This window comes from Streptomyces sp. NPDC097107, from assembly GCF_044762405.1.
Classification (GTDB): domain Bacteria; phylum Actinomycetota; class Actinomycetes; order Streptomycetales; family Streptomycetaceae; genus Streptomyces; species Streptomyces thinghirensis.
On the sequence record NZ_JBIWEF010000004.1, the window covers coordinates 551,797 to 570,040 of the forward strand.

General features: G+C 72.2%; 12 protein-coding genes. 3 read left to right on the forward strand and 9 right to left on the reverse strand.

Features of this window, described 5'->3' with window-relative positions:
• Positions 1-83: 83 nt before the first annotated feature.
• Positions 84-1,136 (forward strand): glycosyltransferase family 2 protein, encoded by a 1,053-nt coding sequence (locus tag ACIQ1J_RS12645; RefSeq protein WP_403556582.1) that lies wholly within the window; start codon positions 84-86, stop codon positions 1,134-1,136.
• Positions 1,137-1,182: 46 nt separating this feature from the next.
• Here the strand turns inward: ACIQ1J_RS12645 and ACIQ1J_RS12650 are convergent, their stop codons facing one another.
• From ACIQ1J_RS12650 to ACIQ1J_RS12675, 6 genes are all read right to left on the reverse strand, one after another.
• On the reverse strand, positions 1,183-2,802 hold the full coding sequence (locus ACIQ1J_RS12650) for an LCP family protein (RefSeq protein ID WP_403556584.1): 1,620 nt from the start codon (positions 2,800-2,802) through the stop codon (positions 1,183-1,185).
• Between the two features lie 74 nt (positions 2,803-2,876).
• Positions 2,877-4,622 carry an LCP family protein gene (locus tag ACIQ1J_RS12655; protein ID WP_403556663.1) on the reverse strand — a complete coding sequence of 582 codons (1,746 nt, stop codon included), beginning with the start codon at positions 4,620-4,622 and terminating at the stop codon, positions 2,877-2,879.
• A 205-nt stretch (positions 4,623-4,827) separates the two neighbouring features.
• Positions 4,828-6,552 carry an LCP family protein gene (locus ACIQ1J_RS12660; RefSeq protein WP_403556586.1) on the reverse strand — a complete coding sequence of 575 codons (1,725 nt, stop codon included), beginning with the start codon at positions 6,550-6,552 and terminating at the stop codon, positions 4,828-4,830.
• 197 nt (positions 6,553-6,749) lie between these two features.
• Entirely contained in the window at positions 6,750-8,480 is a 1,731-nt protein-coding gene (locus ACIQ1J_RS12665) for an LCP family protein (protein WP_403556588.1), read from the reverse strand.
• 250 nt (positions 8,481-8,730) lie between these two features.
• Positions 8,731-9,984: an LCP family protein gene (locus ACIQ1J_RS12670; RefSeq protein WP_403556590.1), complete on the reverse strand. Its 1,254-nt coding sequence runs from the start codon at positions 9,982-9,984 to the stop codon at positions 8,731-8,733.
• Between the two features lie 831 nt (positions 9,985-10,815).
• Positions 10,816-11,580 carry a TIGR03089 family protein gene (locus tag ACIQ1J_RS12675; RefSeq protein WP_403556592.1) on the reverse strand — a complete coding sequence of 255 codons (765 nt, stop codon included), beginning with the start codon at positions 11,578-11,580 and terminating at the stop codon, positions 10,816-10,818.
• 139 nt (positions 11,581-11,719) lie between these two features.
• On the opposite strand from ACIQ1J_RS12675, the gene ACIQ1J_RS12680 reads away from it, so the two are divergent.
• Both ACIQ1J_RS12680 and ACIQ1J_RS12685 read left to right on the forward strand, forming a co-directional pair.
• Positions 11,720-13,090 carry a peptidoglycan recognition protein gene (locus ACIQ1J_RS12680; protein WP_403556594.1) on the forward strand — a complete coding sequence of 457 codons (1,371 nt, stop codon included), beginning with the start codon at positions 11,720-11,722 and terminating at the stop codon, positions 13,088-13,090.
• Positions 13,091-13,193: 103 nt separating this feature from the next.
• Positions 13,194-14,276, forward strand: coding sequence for a sugar phosphate nucleotidyltransferase (locus ACIQ1J_RS12685; RefSeq protein ID WP_403556596.1), 1,083 nt, complete (start codon positions 13,194-13,196; stop codon positions 14,274-14,276).
• A 521-nt stretch (positions 14,277-14,797) separates the two neighbouring features.
• Here the strand turns inward: ACIQ1J_RS12685 and ACIQ1J_RS12690 are convergent.
• The 3 genes from ACIQ1J_RS12690 to cofD form a co-directional block, all read right to left on the reverse strand.
• Positions 14,798-15,802 carry a DNA-3-methyladenine glycosylase family protein gene (locus ACIQ1J_RS12690; protein WP_403556598.1) on the reverse strand — a complete coding sequence of 335 codons (1,005 nt, stop codon included), beginning with the start codon at positions 15,800-15,802 and terminating at the stop codon, positions 14,798-14,800.
• 123 nt (positions 15,803-15,925) lie between these two features.
• Positions 15,926-17,257: a coenzyme F420-0:L-glutamate ligase gene (locus tag ACIQ1J_RS12695; RefSeq protein WP_403556600.1), complete on the reverse strand. Its 1,332-nt coding sequence runs from the start codon at positions 17,255-17,257 to the stop codon at positions 15,926-15,928.
• On the reverse strand, positions 17,254-18,213 hold the full coding sequence (cofD, locus tag ACIQ1J_RS12700; protein ID WP_403556602.1) for a 2-phospho-L-lactate transferase: 960 nt from the start codon (positions 18,211-18,213) through the stop codon (positions 17,254-17,256). The genes ACIQ1J_RS12695 and cofD overlap by 4 nt, the downstream gene beginning before the upstream one ends.
• Between the last annotated feature and the right edge of the window lie 31 nt (positions 18,214-18,244).

Here is an 18,244-nt window from a genome sequence, read left to right on the forward strand (position 1 = left end):
GTAGGCCGATACGATCTGCTGCCCGGGGCTGTGACCCCCGCGGCGCGCACCCGTGTCCCCCGTTCGCGGTAACGTGAGCACCGATGAACGCCAAGTCCGACGTGCGGCCGCCCGCCGTTTCCGTGATCATGCCCGTCCTCAACGAGGAGCGGCATCTGCGCGGCTCCGTCCGCGCCATCCTCGCCCAGGAGTACGCCGGCGAGATGGAGGTCGTGATCGCCCTCGGTCCCTCCGCGGACCGTACGGACGAGATCGCCGCAGAACTCGTCGCCGAGGACCCGCGCGTGCACACCGTGCCGAATCCCACCGGCCGTACGCCCGCCGCGCTGAACGCCGCCATCAAGGCCTCCCGCCACCCGGTCGTCGTCCGCGTCGACGGCCACGGCATGCTCTCGCCGAACTACATCGCCACGGCCGTACGGCTCCTCGAGGAGACCGGCGCGCAGAACGTCGGCGGCATCATGCACGCCGAGGGCGAGAACGCCTGGGAGGACGCCGTCGCCGCCGCGATGACGTCGAAGATCGGCGTGGGCAACGCCGCCTTCCACACGGGCGGGGAGGCAGGGCCCGCCGAGACCGTGTTCCTGGGGGTGTTCCGCCGCGAGGCGCTGGAGCGGCAGGGCGGCTACAACGAGGAGTTCATCCGCGCCCAGGACTGGGAGCTGAACTTCCGCATCCGCGAGGCCGGCGGCCTGATCTGGTTCTCGCCGGAGCTGAAGGTGTCGTACCGCCCGCGGCCGTCCGTGCGGGCGCTGGCCAAGCAGTACAAGGACTACGGCCGCTGGCGGCACGTCGTCGCCCGCTACCACTCCGGCTCCATCAACCTGCGCTACCTCGCCCCGCCGGCGGCCGTGTGCGCCATCGCGGCCGGTGTCGTGGTGGGTGTCGCGCTGACCCCGTGGGGCTTCGTCGTGCCCGGCGGTTACCTGGCCGCGATCGCCGCCGGCTCGGTCCCGGCGGGCAAGGGGCTGGGGCTGAAGGCACGGGCGCAGATCCCTGTGGCGCTGGCGACCATGCACATGTCGTGGGGCTGGGGCTTTCTGACCAGCCCGAAGTCGCTGGCCAGGAAGGTCATCGCCTCGCGGCGCCCGGCGGTGCGGCCGGCCGCCGACACCGACGCCGCCGGGACCAGGTGACACCGGGACCAGGTGACGCCGGGCCGGATCGGGCTCAGGACGAGGCTCAGGACCAGGTGAACGCCGGGTTCACGTGCATGCAGGCGCTCTCGTCCGCGCCGTTGAGGGCCTCGGCCGACTCCGGGGTCCGGTCGTCGGACGCGGGCGCCTCGTACGTCGTCCCCTCGCGCCAGTCGGCGCCCACGGTGAGCGTGACACCCGAGACGTCGGTCGACCGCTGCACCGAACTCGCGGGAATCCCCAGGGCCTTGGCGACCCGCTGCGCGTCGCCCTCCAGGTCGGCGCTCGGGTAGCGGACGACCGTACGGTCCTCGCTCGGCAGCACCGACGGGTCGGCGACGGCCTTGGCGAAGCCCTGTTCCACCAGCAGCCCCGTGACCGTGTTCGCGCGTCCGCGGGCCGCGCCGAGGCGGTCCGTCCGGGTGCCGTTGCGCACCTGGACGGCGATCTCGTCGTCGGCGGCGGCCGGGTCGTCCGAGACCTCCGTCTTCTCGTCGGCCGCCTTCTTCCCGGTGTCCTTGCCGTCCAGCGCGACGTCCTCGCGCACCAGCCGGAACAGCTGCTCCGCGTCCTCGGTCGGCTCCACGCGGGCGCCCACGTACCGGTTGGGCATCGTGGTCATGGTGATGCGCTCCGGCTTCACCTTGCGCAGCTCGTCGCTGAGGTCGTACAGCTTCCTGACGGTGTCCAGGCCCGGGTCGACCGTGAGCGCCCGGGTGGCCTCCTCGGCCAGCCTGCGCAGCCTGTTCGGGCTGCTCAGGGTCGCGTTCTCGCGCAGCGTCCGGACCATCGAGTTCAGGTACATGTGCTGGGCCTTGGCCCGCGCGAGGTCGCTGCCGTCCTCGAAGCCGTAGCGGGTGCGCAGCCACTGCAGGGCCTGCTCGCCCTTGACCGGGTGCGTTCCCTTCTCCAGCTTCAGGCCGGAGCCGTGGCCCTCGCCGTCGCGTGAGTGGATGTTGGCGTCCACGCAGACCGGGACGCCGCCGACGGCGTCCGCCATCGACACCACGCCCGCGAAGTCGACCATCACGAAGTGGTCGATGCGGATGCCGGTCAGTTCCTGCCAGGTGGCCACCGTGCAGCCGGGGCCACCGTGGCCGAGGCTCCGGTTGGTCATCACCCGGCCCTCGCTCGCCGGGTAGACCTTCCCGTCGTCCGGGTCGGTGCACTTGGGGATCTTCACGAGGGTGTCGCGCGGCATGCTGACGACCGACATGTTGCTGCGGTCGGCGGACAGGTGCACCAGCATCTGCACGTCCGCCAGCGGCGTGGAGCCGAACGTCTCGCGGGCGCCGCCGAGTTGCTGGTTGGCCTCGCTGTCCCGCGCGTCCGAGCCGATGACGAGGATGTTCAGCGGGGTCTGCCCGGCCGCGTTCGGCGTCGGGGCGGCGACCTTGTTGTCGCCCAGGTTCAGGGCGTCCTTCTTGATGTTGTCGTTGAGGTGCTCGTAGTAGAGGTAACCGGCGCCGGCCGTACCGGTTATGAGCACGGCGAGCGTCACCGCCGTCCAGCGGAGCACCCGGCGCCCTCTGCGCGGCCGGCGTCTGCCCGCCTCGGCGCCGCCGTCACCCTCCTCGCTCTCCGTCTTCCCGTCCGCCTCGGCGCGCTCGGGGGCGTCGGTCGCGCCCTGGCGCGCGTCCTCCGCCTGCACACTGCTTCGCGTCATCTCGGTCCCTCCCACCTCCGCGCCGCGGCGCGGGCCCGTCGCCGTCCCGTGAGACGTACGACGGGCCCGTCAGGTCAACTGGCGCACAGCTTCTGGTCGGCCGTGGACTTCTCCACCTCGGGCGTCTCCACGGAGGCGGCGTCGAGTTTGACGCCGGCGCCCTTGAAGTCCTTGCCGAGGGTGAGGGTCATGGTGGGCAGGCCCTGGGCGTTGGTGACGCTCTCGCCGGGCTTCATGGCGGCGCCGGACAGGCCGAGGATCTCGGCGAGGGCGCGGGCCTGGTCGGCCTGGTCGGGGGCGTACTCGAGGGTGGTCCTGGCGATCTCCGCGTCGGCGTTGCCCGCGTTCTCCGACTTGGTGACACCTGCGTCCGTCTGGAGGTAGGAGAGTTCCTGCTGGGCGCTGCCGGCGGGGGCGCCGCCGTTCATGACGCGGACGCGTACCTCGGACGGGTCGGACTTCTCGCCCTCGAGGCGGGCGGCGACGGCGGCGGCCTCCTTCTTCTCCTTCTTCTTGACCTCGGTGAAGGAGATGTCGTTCTTGATCATGTCGAAGACCTGGGGCGCCTCTGACGGCTTGGGGACGACCGTCGCCTTGACCTTCTCCGCCGGGTTGTCGATCACCGGCACCGTGAGGAACGTGATGTTCTTCGGCGGCACCTTCTTCAGCTCCAGGGCGACGTCCTTCAGCGTGCCCACGTTGCCGATGGGCTCGTCCACGGTCAGGGCCTTGGTGGCGGCCTCGGCCAGCTTCACCAGCTTGGTGGGGCTGGTGAGGGTGTCACTGGAGGACATCTTCCGCATGAGCGAGCCCAGGAACTGCTGCTGCACCTCGATGCGGTCCAGGTCGCCCTGGTTGCCGAAGGCGTGCCGGGTACGGACGAAGGCGAGGGCCTGCTCGCCCTCGACCGTGGACTCGCCCGCGGGCAGCTTGAGGTGGGACTTCGGGTCGTCGACGGCGTTCTCCACACAGACGTCGACGCCGTCGACGGCGGTGGTCAGCGTCTTGACCGCGTTGAAGTCGGCCATCATGAAGTGGTCCGGCTGGATGCCGGTCGCCTCCTTCACGGTGCGCATGGTGCAGCCCGCGTTCCGGCCGCCCTCGCCGAGGCTCCGGTTGAAGCGGACGCCCTGCTCCCCGGGGACGATCTCCGTCGAGCCGTCCTCCTGCTTGGTCTCGCAGTCGGGGATGTCGACGATCAGGTCGCGGGGGATGCTGAGCGCGGTCGCGTTGGAGCGGTCCTTGGCCACGTGCAGCAGGATCGTGGTGTCCGCGTGGCCGACGCTGCCGGCGTCGCCGTAGCCCTCGTTGCCGGCTCCGGTGCGTTTGTCGGTGCCGAGGATGAGGATGTTGAAGGCCTCGTCCTTGCTGAAGCTGCTGCTTCCGGCGCTGCCGACGTCCGTCGTCGCGACGTTGCCCTCGAGGTGCTTGAGGTAGACGTAGCCGCCGAGGCCGGCCACGAGCACGACGAACGCGGTGGAGCCGCCGACCCACAGCACGGCCTTCTTGCCCTTCGACTTCTTCTTCGCCGGCCGGCGCCCGCGCCGCCCCGGCGCCGGCTCCTCGGGCGCCGGACGGCGCCGCCGCTGGGGCGGGACCTCCCGGCCGGGCGCGGTCGTACGCCGTGCCGAACCGGTGGTGCCGCCGTCGGCGGGGGAGGGGGCACCGGTGTCACGGGGGGCGGGCCTGCGGGGGCCCGGCACGGGTGACTGCGGTGCGGAAGAAGGCAGTCGCAGTTCGTATTCACCGGTGCGCGGATTCAGTACCCACTGATCTGCGGGATCGACGTCCTCTGCCCGCCCACGTCCTTGCGCGTCCACGGTCTCCCAATCCTCCGTCGGGGCCACGCGGCACCTTCTGCCGGAAGGCGCACGATAAAGGGTCAACATGTGCACGACGCCAGGGCGGACCTCGCGGCGGGGGCACCGGAGCGCTCACACTATCCGTCCGGTTCAGCGTCGAACGACACCGGCGCCACATTCGGCTCCCCTACAACAGGGCAATCCCTCCTATTTTCCGGAACTCCTACCATCGGTACGGTTTGTACACGTCCATGCACTTACTGGTGTCCGAGCCGTTGATGGCGTCGCTGTTGTCCGGCAGCTCTCCGGCCTCGGGCGTCTTCTGTTCCGGGTATGACGTGCCGGAGCGCCAGTCCGCTCCCACGACCAGCGTGATCCCGGACACGGCGGCCGACTTCCGCACCGCGCTCGCCGGAATTCCCAGTGACTCGGCGACGCGCAGGGCGTCGCCCGCCGCCCCGGCGCTCGGATAGCGGACCACGGTCCTTTCCTCGGACAGTGCGGCCGAGGTGTCCTTGACCGCCCTGGCGAAGCCCTTCCGCACCAGTGCCTGGGCGACCGCGCCCGCACGGCCGCCGACCGGGCCGAGGGTGGCTGAGCGGGTGGCGTTCCGGACGCTGACGCCGATCTCGGAGTCGGGGGCGGCGGAGTCCTCGGCGGGCTCCTCCCCGGAGCCCTTCCCGCTGTCCTTTCCGCTGTCCTTTCCGGCGTCCGCCCCGGTGCCGGCGCCCTCGCCGCCGCCCTTGGCGCCCTTGTCGTCGAAGGGCACGTCGTCGCGGAGCATCGCCCACACCCGCTCCGCGTCGTCGCCGGCCGGGAGCAGGTGGTTCGCGTTCTGCGAGTCCTGAACGGTGGGCATCGTCGTCATGGTGATGCGGTCCGTCGGCACCGTCTTGAGCTGCATGCCCAGGTCGTAGAGCTTCCTGACCGTGCCGATCTCCTCGGAGACCGTCAGGGACTTCGTGGCCGCCTCGGCCAGGTCCATCAGCCTGCCCGTGTCGGTGAAGACGTTCTGCCCCTTCAGGGTGCGGATCATCGAGTTCATGTACATGTGCTGGGCCCTGGCCCGCAGCAGATCGCTGCCCCAGGCGTGCCGGGTACGCAGCCACTGCAGCGCCTGCTCGCCCCGCACCTTCTCCCGGCCGGCCTCCATCTTGAGACCCGAGCCGCCGGGTACACCGGGCAGCGGGCGGTCCCACACGTCGTGGTTCACACAGACCTCGACCCCGCCGACGGCGTCCGCCATCGACACCACCCCCGCGAAGTCGATCGTCATCCAGTGGTCGATGTAGACGCCGGTGAGGTTCTCCCAGGTGGCCAGGGTGCAGCCGGCGCCGCCGCGGCCCAGCGACTCGTTGATGATCGTGTTGGTCGCCGGGTACTTCTCGCCGCTGGCCGGGTCGGTGCACCCGGGGATGTCGACCCGGGTGTCGCGGGGGATGCTCACGACCGCGGCGCTCTTGCGGTCGGCGGCCAGGTGGATGAGCATCTGCACGTCGCCCAGCGGCGGGTTGTCCCGGTGGTTCCTGCCTCCGCCCAGCGACACGTTGGCATCGGAGGCGCGGCTGTCGGAGCCGACCAGCAGGATGTTCAGCGGCGTCTGCCCGGCCGCGTTCGGCTCGGCCCTGTGCGCCTTGGAGTCGCCGCTGCTGCGCTCGCCCTTCTCGATGTTGCCGTTCAGGTGCCCGTAATAGAGGTATCCGGCGCCGGCCGTCCCGAGTATCAGCACCGCGAGGGTCGTCGCGGACCATCGGAGCGCGCGATGCCGGCGTCCGGTCCGCCGCGGCCCGGACCGCCTGCCGTTCCCGCCGCCGGGGCCCTCCGGGCCGCCCGGGCCCCCCGGCCCGCCCGTGCCCGCGCCACCCGCGTCACCCTCGCCCCGGGCACCCCGGGCGCGCCGGACGGTGCCCGGTCGTGTCCCCTCCCCGTGCACACTGCTCTGCGTCATGCCTCTCCCCACCCGCGGACCCGCGAACGCCCCTGCGCGCACTGCCCGTTCGCACAGTTGGACGTACGGGCGCCCTCGTTGGCTGTACGGCGGCCCCGACGAATTGCTCGCGTCCCGCAGGGCTGCTCCCGTCCCAGCCGTCTCCCGGGCGCACCGATGGACTGCCGTACTGTCAGACGCACGTGGAACCCGTCAGGTCACTTCGCGCACTCGACCTTGTCCGCGGTGGACTTCTGGACCTCTTCGGGAGCCTTGGCGGAGGCGGCGTCGAGTTTGACGCCGGCGCCCTTGAAGTCCTTGCCGAGGGTGAGGGTCATGGTGGGCAGGCCCTGGGCGTTGGTGACGCTCTCGCCGGGCTTCATGGCGGCGCCGGACAGGCCGAGGATCTCGGCGAGGGCGCGGGCCTGGTCGGCCTGGTCGGGGGCGTACTCCAGGGTGGTCCTGGCGATCTCCGCGTCGGCGTTGCCCGCGTTCTCCGACTTGGTCACACCGGCCTCCGTCTGGAGGTAGGCCAGCTCCCGCTGGGCGCTGCCGCCGGAGGCGCCGCCGTTCATGACGCGGACGCGGATCTCGGAGGGCTCGGACTTCTCGCCCTCCAGCCGGGCGGCGACGGCGGCCTTCTCCTTCTTCTCCTTCTCCGACTCCTTCTTCTTGACCTCGGTGAAGGAGACGTCGTTCCTGATCATGTCGAAGACCTGCTGGGCCGGCTCCTCCTGGAGGACGACGGTCGCCTTGACCTGCTCGGCCGGGTTGTCCTTCACCGGCACCGTGGCGAAGGTCAGGTTCTTGGTGTCGAGCTTGCCCAGCTCCAGTCCGAGGTCCTTCAGCTTGCCGATGCTGTCCAGCTGGGAGTCGACGGTCAGCGCCTCGGTCGCCGCCTCGGCCAGTTTCACCATCTTCGACGGGCTGGTGAGCGTGTCGTTGGACTTGAGCTTGCGCATCAGCGCGCTGAGGAACTGCTGCTGGATCTCGATGCGGCTCAGGTCGCCGCCGAAGCCCACGGAGTGCCGGGTGCGCACGAAGGCGAGGGCGTCCTCGCCCTCGATCGTGTGCTTGCCGGCCGGAAGGTTCAGGTGCGAGTCCGGGTCGTCGATGGCCTTCGCCAGGCACACCTCGACTCCCTCGACCGCCGTGGTGAGCGTCTTGACCGCGTTGAAGTCGGCCACCATGAAGTTGTCGGGCGTGACCCCGGTCAGCTCGGTGACGGTCCGCATGGTGCAGCTGGGCGTACGGCCGCTCTGGCCGAGGCTCGTGTTGAAACGGACGCCGGTGGAGCCGGGGATGACCTTCGTGGACCCGTCCTCCTGCGTGGTCGGGCAGTCGGGGATGTCGACGATCAGGTCGCGGGGGATGCTGAGCGCGGTCGCGTTGGAGCGGTCCCTGGCGACGTGCAGCAGGATCGTGGTGTCGGCGTGGCCCGCGCTGCCCGCGTCACCGTAGCCCTCGTTGCCGGCTCCGGTGCGCTTGTCGGTGCCGATCAGCAGGATGTTGATCGCCCTGTCCTTCTGGAAGCCACCGGTGCTCGCGCCGTCGTCGGCGACGGACTTGATGTTGTCGTTGAGGTGCTCCAGATAGAGGTATCCGGCCGTGCCGACGGCGAGGACGACGAACGCCATGGTGCCGCCGGTCCACAGCAGGACCTTCTTGCCCTTCGGCTTCTCCTTCGCCGGCCGTCGGCGACCGCGCCGTCCGGGCGGCGGCTCCTCGGGCGCGGTACGGCGTCTGCGGGGAGGGGGAGCCTCACGTTCCGGGGCGGTCGAGGGGGCCGACGCCTGTGCGCCGCGGCGGCGTGCACCGCGGGGGCCCGGGACGGTCGACTGCGGTGCGGAAGGGCTCAGTCGCAGTTCGTACTCGCCGGTGTCCGGATTGAGTACCCACTGGTCTGCGGGGTCGACGTTCTCCGCCCGCCCACGGCTTTGCGCGTCCACGGTTGTCCGAATCCTCCGTCGGGGCCACGCGGTGCCTTCCCCTCAAGGCGCCCGGTCTTGCTCACTCGGTGCTCGGCCTCGGGCAGAACCTCGTGGCCGGGCACACCGGAGCGCTCACATTAACCGCCCTGTTCGGTGCGGGGCGACGGCGGTGACACATTCCACGAACCTTACAACTGGGCAATACGGCGCATTCCTTGGACAATTGTCCGCTCTACCGCGCCCGCCATGCGGCGTTTTGGAATGCGCTTTACTCGCAGACGTCGTCCGCGGCGGTGTTCCCGCTGAACGTCGGTGCCGGGGAATCACCGTCACCGGGTTCCCGGGGGCCCCCGGAACCGGTCGGCGCGTCCGGCTCGGCCGTCGTCGCGATCGCCACGGGTTCGTCCGTCCGCAGGCGGGTGAACAGCTTCTCGGCGTCGGGCTCCACGAGTTGGTCGCGATTGGCGTCGCCCGCGTACGACTCCCGGGGAACGGTCAGGAATTGCACGCGTTCGGTGGGAATGCCGCGCAGCCCCCGTACGAGGTCGTACAGACCACGCAGACTCGCCAGGTCCGGATCCGTCATGAGGGACGACGTGGCCGCGTCCAGAACGGGATACAACTTCATCGGATTCAGCAGTACGCCATTGCTCTGCGCCTTGTTGACGAGCGCCCCCAGGAAACGCTGCTGCCGGTCCATCCGGTCGGTGTCGCTGCCGTCACCGAGCGACTTGCGGGCGCGGACGTAGCCGAGCGCCTGCTCCCCGTCGAGCGTGACCCGGCCCGCGGGCAGCCTCAGCTTGGCGTCCTTGTCGTCGACCGGTTTCCGCAGGCACACCTCGACGCCGTCGAGCGCGTCGACCAGCTCCTTGAAGCCCTGGAAGTCGACGACCACGTGGTGGTCGATCCGGACACCGGTCAGCTTCTCGACCGTACGGATCGAGCACGCCGAACCGCCCACCTCGTAGGCGTAGTTGAACTGCGCGAGGACGGGCTCGGTGCGTGCCCCGTCGGGGCGGCGGCAGTCGGGCACGTCCACCATCAGGTCGCGGGGGAGGGAGACGGCGGTGGCGCTGTCCCGGCCCGCGGCCAGGTGCAGCAGGATCGTGGTGTCCGACCGTTCGGTACCGGTGTCCCGGCCGTAGCGCGCGTTGCCGTCGCCGGAGCGCGAGTCCGACCCGATCAGCAGTACGTTCCGGGCGCCGCGGACCAGCGAGGTGGGCCGCTCCTTCTCGTACCGGGCCAGTTCGGCCGCCGCCGCCTCGTCCGACGTGATGTTGCCGTCCAGCTTGGCGTACACCGCCCACCCGGCCCCCACGGCACCGACGGCCAGCACGGCGACCACGATCCCGGAACGCCTCAGCCGCCGCCTGCGACGCCGCCGCCTCAGCCCGTCCCCGGTCGCGGACGCCCCCGCCCCGGACGCCGGGCCCCCCTTGCCGGCGCCCCCGCCGAAGGGCGCGCCTGCGTCGTCATCGCTCACGTCTCCCTCCGTCCCGCACACGTGCGCTCCTACGACCATGACCCGAGCAAGCGCTGGAGGGGGAACGGGGCTGAGCCGAACGGGGTACGGGGCCGCGCCGACGCCTACGGGCGGGGGCGTGCTCCGATGCCCTCACGGGCGGGGGCGTGCTCCGATGCCCTCACGGGCGGGGTCTGTTGCGATGTCCTCACGGGCGGGGGCGTGCTCCGATGCCCTCACGGCCACGGGCCCGTTCCAACGTGGTCGCTCCGACGCCCTCGCGGGCCCGTTCCGGCGTCCTCGCGGGCGCGCGGCCGCCCCGCTCTGCCTCCCCACGGGCGCGGCCGCCCCGGTGCCCACCGGCGTTGCGGCTTCGACGCCTACGGACGGTGTGGCTCCACGCCGATGGGCGCGCGCCCGCTCCGACGCCGGCACGGGCATGCGCCCGCTCTCACGTCCACGGGCAGGGGTCCGCCCCGGCGTCCCCGGGCGCTGTCGCCCCGATGTCCACGGGTACTCCCGGCACGCAGTCCGCCGGGTCGCGTCGATACGCGACGCGGGGCGCCGACCGCCCATGCGCCACGCGCGCCCATGCGCCACGCGCACCCACCCCGCGCCTAAACGACGCCGGGCGCCACGTCAACGCCGGGTGTGCGCCCGTTTTTCGCGACACCCACGCCGGACGACCGACGCCGGGCATGCGCCCGCCCTCGCCCGACACCCACGCCCGACACCCACGCCCGACACCCACGCCCGACACCCACGCCGGACAACCGACGCCGGGCATGCGCCCGCCGTCGCCCGACACCCATGCCGGACGACCCGTCACCCCCGGGTGAACGCCCGCCCCGCCTCCTCACCCAACGCCGAGTCACCGCCCCGGCAGACACCTCACCGCGCCGTCGCCGAGACCTTCTCCGACTCGATCCGCTGGTCCACGACCCCCGCCTCCGCCAGCTCCAGATGCCGGCACAGCACCACCGACCCCCCGCTGGCCAACGGCCCGTACAGCCCCGCGCTCAGCCCCGCCCACGTGTCGTACGGCAACCCCGACAGAATCCGCGCCCCCGGCCCCGTGAGCCCGAGGCCCGACGCCTCCGCCCGGGCCCGTTCCACGACCTCCGCCCCGCTGAACTCCCGCCCGGCCACGATCAGCGCGGGCTCCTCCGGATCCACCGGCGCGTACGGCACGAACCGGTCGCCCTGCCCCGGCACCTCCACCGCGTAATCGGCGAAGCCCTCCGGCGCTCGCGGCACGAAGCGCCCTCCGAGCGGGCGCAGCGCCAGTGCCACCCGCGCCCCCGAGCACGCCCGCGCCGCCTCCAGCGACTCCGGTTCCGGCCCGCTCACGACCACGTCGGCCGTCGCCGGATCACCCCCCACGTCGGCGACGACACCCACCGACGCGCACGCCAGCAGCCACACGGCCGTCTGCCAGTGCGCGGGCAGCAGCAGCGCGACCCGATCGCCGGGTTCGACGGACAGTTCGTCCTGGAGCAGATTCGCGGTCTTGGCCACCCAATTGGCGAAGGTGGCCACGGACAGTTCGACGCGTTCGCCGGTGGCGTCGTCGTAGAAGGTCACCAGGGGGCGTCCCGGGTCCGCGGCGAGCGCGGAACTCAGCAGGTCGGCAGGGGTGCGGTCGGTCGCGTTCACCCGCCCAAGCGTACGCGGGCCCACGGGCGGGCACCGAGCGTACGGCGTACCGCACCGCCACCGGTTCGGACGAAAACGCCCTACAGCCCGTCAGATCACGGTTGGACAGATTTGTACGGTGATGTCCACGATCGGGAGCATGCGTGGATTCCTTGCTTCCTCGATCGGTGTCACGTGCGCGGCCGCCCTGGCCCTTCCGCTCGCCCCGCCCGCGGCGGCGGCAGCCCCCTCCGCCGTTCCGCCCACAAGCGGAGGAACGGCGCAGTCCGAGGCGTACGTCCCCGGCGGCACTCAGTCGCTGCCCCTCGCCCCCCTCACCCGCGACCGAGCCCCCGGCGCCGCCGAACAGGGCGTACCCCGCCGGGACGTACGGCACTTCTCGCTGGTCGGTCTCGTCTGGGACGACCCGGACACCGAACTCCACGGCCACGTCCAGGTCCGCACCCGCGCCACCGCCACCGGAAACTGGTCCGGCTGGCAGGAGTTGGAGGCCCACAACGCCGACCACGCGGCCGACCCCGGCACCCCCGAGAGCACCTCGGGCCGCGTCCGCGGCGCCACCGCCCCGCTGTGGGTGGGCGAGTCCGACGGCGTGCAGGTACGGGTACGAGCGGAACGCATCCCGGAGGCCGCCAGGGCGACCACAGCCGCTCCGGCCGCCGCCTCCCCCCTCCCCACCGGCATGCGCCTCGAACTCGTCAACCCGGGCGAGGGCGCCCCGCCCGAGGCGGCCCCCGGACCGGACGAGGCCCCCCGTACCACCGGCATGACCGCCGAGTCCGCGGAAGCCGTCGCCGCCTCCGCAGCCAACGCAGGCCTCGCCCCGCTCGGCGCCACCGAGATCCCGGCCCTGAGCCGGGCGCAGACCCAGGCCGAACTCGCCACCCAGCAGCAGGCCAAGCCGTACGTCGGCCCTCGCCCGAAGATCACCACGCGCCGCGGCTGGGGCGCCAACGAGAAGCTGCGCGAGAAGAAGTTCGTGTACACCAGCAAGGTCAAGGCGGCCTTCGTGCACCACTCGGCCACCGGCAACAACTACACCTGCAAGCAGGCGCCGTCAGTCATTCGCAGCATCTACCGCTACCACGTCAACAGCATGGGCTGGCGTGACCTCGGCTACAACTTCCTCGTCGACAAGTGCGGAAAGATCTACGAGGGACGCGCCGGGGGCGTGTCCAAGGCGGTACTGGGCGCCCACACCCTGGGGTTCAACTCCAACAGCATGGGCATCGCGGTACTCGGCACATACGGCTCCAAGAAGCCGTCGTCCGCCGCCGTCAAGGCGGTTGCCCGGCTCACCGCGTGGAAGGTCGGCCTGTACGGCATGAATCCGCGCGGAAAGACATACCTGAGGTCCGGTGGTGGCAATCTCTACCGAAAAGGTAAGAACGTACGACTGAACGTCATCTCCGGTCACCGCGACGGCTTCGCCACGAGCTGCCCCGGCAAGAAGCTCTACGGCAAGCTCGGCACCACCCGCTCGACGGCGGCCAAGTACCAGGGCCGCTGAGGGCGGCGCACCGCACGACCACCGAGGGCGCCATGGAACGGTCTGCATACACTGGCCGGCCGAAAGACAGTTCGGCCGGTCCCGGCAGGAAGCAGAGACGACGGTGACAGAAGCGATCCTCCTGGTCGGCGGCAAGGGCACGCGGCTGCGTCCGCTCACGGTGCACACGCCCAAGCCCATGGTCAGGGCGGCGGGGGTGCCGTTCCTCACGCATCAGCTGGCGCGGGCGAAGGCGGCGGGCGTCGATCACATCGTGCTCGCGACGAGCTACCTGGCGGAGGTCTTCGAACCGCACTTCGGCGACGGCTCGGCCCTCGGCCTCCACCTCGAGTACGTCACCGAGGAGGAGCCGCTCGGCACCGGCGGCGCGATCCGCAACGTGGCGTCCCGGCTGCACTCGGGCCCCGACGACCCGGTCCTCGTCTTCAACGGGGACATCCTGACCGGCCTGGACATCGGCGCGCTGGTCCGCACCCACGGGACGACGGGCGCGGACGTCTCCCTGCACCTGACGAAGGTGACCGACCCGAGGGCGTACGGCCTGGTGCCGACGGACGAGACGGGCCGGGTGCTGGCCTTCCTGGAGAAGCCCCAGACCTCCGAGGAGATCGTCACCGACCAGATCAACGCGGGGGCGTACGTCTTCCGCCGCTCGGTCATCGACACGATCCCGCACGGCCGCCCCGTCTCGGTCGAACGCGAGACCTTCCCGGAGCTCCTCGCCACCGGAGCCCACCTCCAGGGCATGGTCGACTCCACGTACTGGCTGGACCTGGGTACCCCGGCGGCCTTCGTACGCGGCTCCGCCGACCTGGTCCTCGGCCGCGTCCCGTCCCCCGCGATACCGGGCCGCTGCGGCGACCGTCTCGTCCTCCCCACGGCGCGGGTCGCGCCCGACGCCAAGCTGGCCGGCGGCACGGTGGTCGGCGAGGGCGCCTTCGTGGCGGAGGGTGCGCGCGTCTTCGGCAGCACGATCCTGCCCGGCGCGGTCATCGAACCGGGTGCCGTCGTCACCGACTCCCTCATCGGCACCCGCGCCCGCGTCGGCACCCGCTCGGTCCTCACCGACACGGTGATCGGCGACGGCGCCGTCATCGGCGCCGACAACGAACTCCGCTCCGGCGCCCGAATCTGGTGCGACGCCCACATCCCCCCGGCAGCACTCCGCTTCTCGTCCGACGCGTAGGCCTCCGGCGGTTGCGCGGGGTGCCTGCGGCGGCAACTGCCGTGAACCGCCCGCAGCTGCGGACAGCCGCGCCGCGCCGCGCCGCGCCGCTGGGGCAGTCGTGTCGCGTGGCTGCGGGCGGTCGTGCCTCCCCCAGTGCCTGAACTGCCTGGGAGGTACCCCCAGGGGCGGCACGGGTGGGCGGTGGGGACACCTCCCGCTCATGGGGCCCGCGCGAGCGAAGCCGAGTGTGGGGGAGAAGCCGAGCGCGCGAGCGAAGCCGAGTGTGGGGGAGAAGCCGAGCGCGCAAGCGAAGCCGAGTGTGGGGGAGAGACCGAGCGCGGTGGAGAAGCCGAGCGCGGGGGAGAGACCGAGCGCGGTGGAGAAGCCGAGCGTGAGGGAGAGACCGAGCGCGGGGGAGAAGCCGAGCGTGGGGGAGGCACCCCGCAACGCCGGGCCGCGCCACCCGCCCCGCCCCGCCCCGCCCCACACCCACGCCGGGCAACCGGGAAGGACCGGACCAGCAGGCCGGCGGAGCAGCGTCAGAGCCGCTCAATCCCCCGCGGAGCCATCCGCGGCGCCCGCCGCCCCGGCACCCGCCCACTCAGCAACACCAACCGAGCCGCCCGATGCCGCTGCCCGGCATACGGCTCCAGCAGCCGCAGCATTACGGAGTCGTCCGCGTCCCGGTCCCCGCCCAGCGCGAACCCCACGATCCCCGGCAGATGCAGATCCCCCACCGTCACCGCGTCCGGTGCCCCATGACTGCGCTGCACGGTCTCCGCGGACGTCCACGGCCCGATGCCGGACACGACCTCCAGCCGTTCCTGCGCCGCCGCCGGTTCCATCCCGGCCGCCTCCTCCAGTCGCGCGGCGACCCGCACGGCCCGCAGGATCGTCGACGCCCGCTTGTCGTCCACCCCGGCCAGGTGCCACTCCCAGGACGGGATCATCGCCCACGTCCGCGCCGACGGCATGACACACATCCGTCCGGGCGCGGGACCCGGCGCCGGTTCCCCGTACTTCCGTACGAGCAGCCGCCACGCCTGGTACGCCTCCAGCGTCGTGACCTTCTGCTCCAGGATCGACGGGATCAGCGACTCCATCACCAGCCCGGTCCGGGCCAGCCGCAGCCCCGGCCGCCGGTGCGCCGTGAACGCCAGCAGCCGGTGCCGCGGCACGAACGCGGACGGATCGTCGTCGGCGCCCAGCATCCGCGGCAACTGCTCCAGCAGCCAGTCCGCTCCCGGCCCCCAGGCCTCGCCCCGCATCTCACCGCCGCGCGCGGTGACCCGCAGCGTGCCCGGCCCGGCGGGCGTCCGGCTGGCCCGCCACACCGACCCGTCCGGCATCGTGCGGAACGTCGGATCGCCCGGCCCGCGCCGCAGCGGACCGAGCACCAGCCCCAGCTCCAGCGGCCCGTCCGGCACCCACACCCGTACCTTCCCCGGCGCCACGGTCTGCCGGGGCACACCGCCCGCGGGCACGACGCCCTCCCCACCGCGCACCGAAGCGCGCGTGGGCCGGGGAGCGAAACGTCCTGCCACGAGAGAGGTCCTTGGCGCGAGGGAGTGCGGGGAAAGAGACGTGAGGGAATGCGGGGGAAAGGGACGTGAGGGCATGCGGGGAAGCGGAAGCCCCTACGAGGGTAAAGGCTCGCCCGGACAAGCTCACCGCACCTCGATGAACGCCTCCGCGTCCCGCTCCGGCCGCGCCCGCGGCTCCTCGGCGGGATGACCGACGGCGACGGCACCCATCGGGTCCCAGTCACCCGGCAGCCCCAGCACCTCCCGCACGACGTCCCGGCAGAACATCGTCGAGGACACCCACGCCGAACCCAGTCGCTCCCCGGCCAGCGCGACGAGCAGGTTCTGCACGCCGGCGCCGGTGGCGACCACGAACATCTCCCGCTCGGCCCGGTCGCGCCGCGCGTCCCCGTACGTGTGCGAGCCGTCCATGACCAGGCAGGGGACGACCAGATACGGCGCGTTCCGCAGCACGTCCCCGCGCCGGACCCGCTTGGCGACCGACTCCTCGCTCTTGCCGTCCCGCCGCAGGTCCGCGATCCAGGCGTCCCGCATCGCGTCCAGCAGCCGGGTGCGGGATTCGGCCGACTCCAGCAGCACGAACCGCCATGGCGTCGTGTGGTGCGGCGCCGGTGCGGTCACCGCCGCGGCCACCGCCCGTCGTACGGCGCCGGGGTCGACCGGCTCGTCCGTGAAGGCCCGAACCGTACGGCGCTGGGTGACCGCCTGCCGTACCGCCTCCGACGTGCCCAGCCGGAACATGTCGTCGCGCGCACCGCGCAGCATCGCCCGCGCGCCCTCGCCGTCGTCCTCCGCCACCACCTGCGGGAGCCCGCGCACGACGGCGACGGGCAGCCCGGCCGCCTTCCCCTTGACCAGGTCGCCCGCGGCGGCCAGCTCGTCGGCGGTGGCGACGACGGTGGCGCCCAGCGGATTGCCGTGCGCGTCCGTGCCCCCGCGCAGGTCGTCGAGGACCCGGACGCCGGCGGCGCCGATGGCCACGTCCGTGAGTCCGGCCCGCCAGGGCCGCCCGAACGTGTCGGTGACGACCACGCCGACGTCCACGCCCAGCGCGTCGCGCAGTCCGTCGCGGATGCCGCGCGCGGAGGCGTCCGGGTCCTCGGGGAGCAGCAGCACCGTCCCGGAGGGTGTGTTGGAGGCGTCGACCCCGGCCGCCGCCATGACCAGGCCCTGGCGGTTCTCGACGATGCGGAGCGCGCCGCGCCGGGCCACCACCCGCACGGTCTCCGCGTCGATCGCGGCCTCCCGGTCGGCGGCCTCCACGACACGGCCCTCGGCCTTGGACACGATCTTGGACGTGACGAGCAGCACGTCCCCGTCGGCGAGGGCGGGCCCGGCCGCCGTGATCAGCTTGGCCAGGTCGTCGCCCGGCTGCACCTCCGGCAGACCCGGGACGGCCCACACCCGGTAGCCGTCCCCGGGGCCGGACGCGCCGTCACGCACGCCGTCGCTCACGCTTCCCGCACCTCCTCGGCCAGCGTCAGCGCCTCACGGGCCATCTGCGCCGTCGCGTCGAGGTCGGTCATCATCAGCGGTACGGTACGGCAGAGGATGCCGGCCGCCTTCACGCGCGTGACGGAGTCCGCGTCGACCGTGTCGACCAGCCAGCCGTCGAGCAGTCCCGAGCCGTAGTGCTCGGCGACCGCGGCCGCCGTGGACTCCACGCCGACCGCCGCGAGCACCTTGTCGGCCATCCCGCGTACGGGCCTGTCCCCGACGATCGGGGACAGGCCCACCACCGGCACCCCGGCGTCGGCGATCGCCTCCCTGATGCCGGGCACGGCGAGGATCGTGCCGACGGAGACGACCGGGTTGGACGGCGGGAAGAGGATCACGTCCGCCTCCGCGATGGCCTCCAGGACACCGGGTGCCGGCTTGGCCTGCTCGGCGCCGACCGGTACGACCGCCTCGGCGGGAACCGAGGCCCGCAGCCGTACCCAGTACTCCTGGAAGTGGACCGCCTTGCGCTCTCCGTCCAGCTCGACGGCGACGTGGGTCTCCACGCGGTCGTCGGTCATCGGAACGAGGTGCACGCCGGGCTTCCAGCGGTCGCACAGGGCCTGCGTCACCGCGCTGAGCGGAAAGCCGGCGGCGATCATCTGCGTCCGCACGATGTGCGTGGCGAAGTCGCGGTCGCCGAGGCCGAACCACTCGGGCCCGACGCCGTACGCCGCGAGTTCCTCCTTGAGGTGGAAGGTCTCGTCGGCCCGTCCCCAGCCCTGCTCCTCGTTGATGCCGTCGCCGAGCGTGTACATCACCGTGTCGAGGTCCGGGCAGACCTTCAGCCCGAAGAGGTGGATGTCGTCCCCGGTGTTGCCGATGACCGTGATGTCCGCGTCCGGCGCGGCCTGCTTCAGACCACGCAGGAACCGGGCACCGCCGATGCCGCCTGCCAGAACCACAATGCGCATGGCCCCAGTCTTGCAGGCGGGTACGACACCG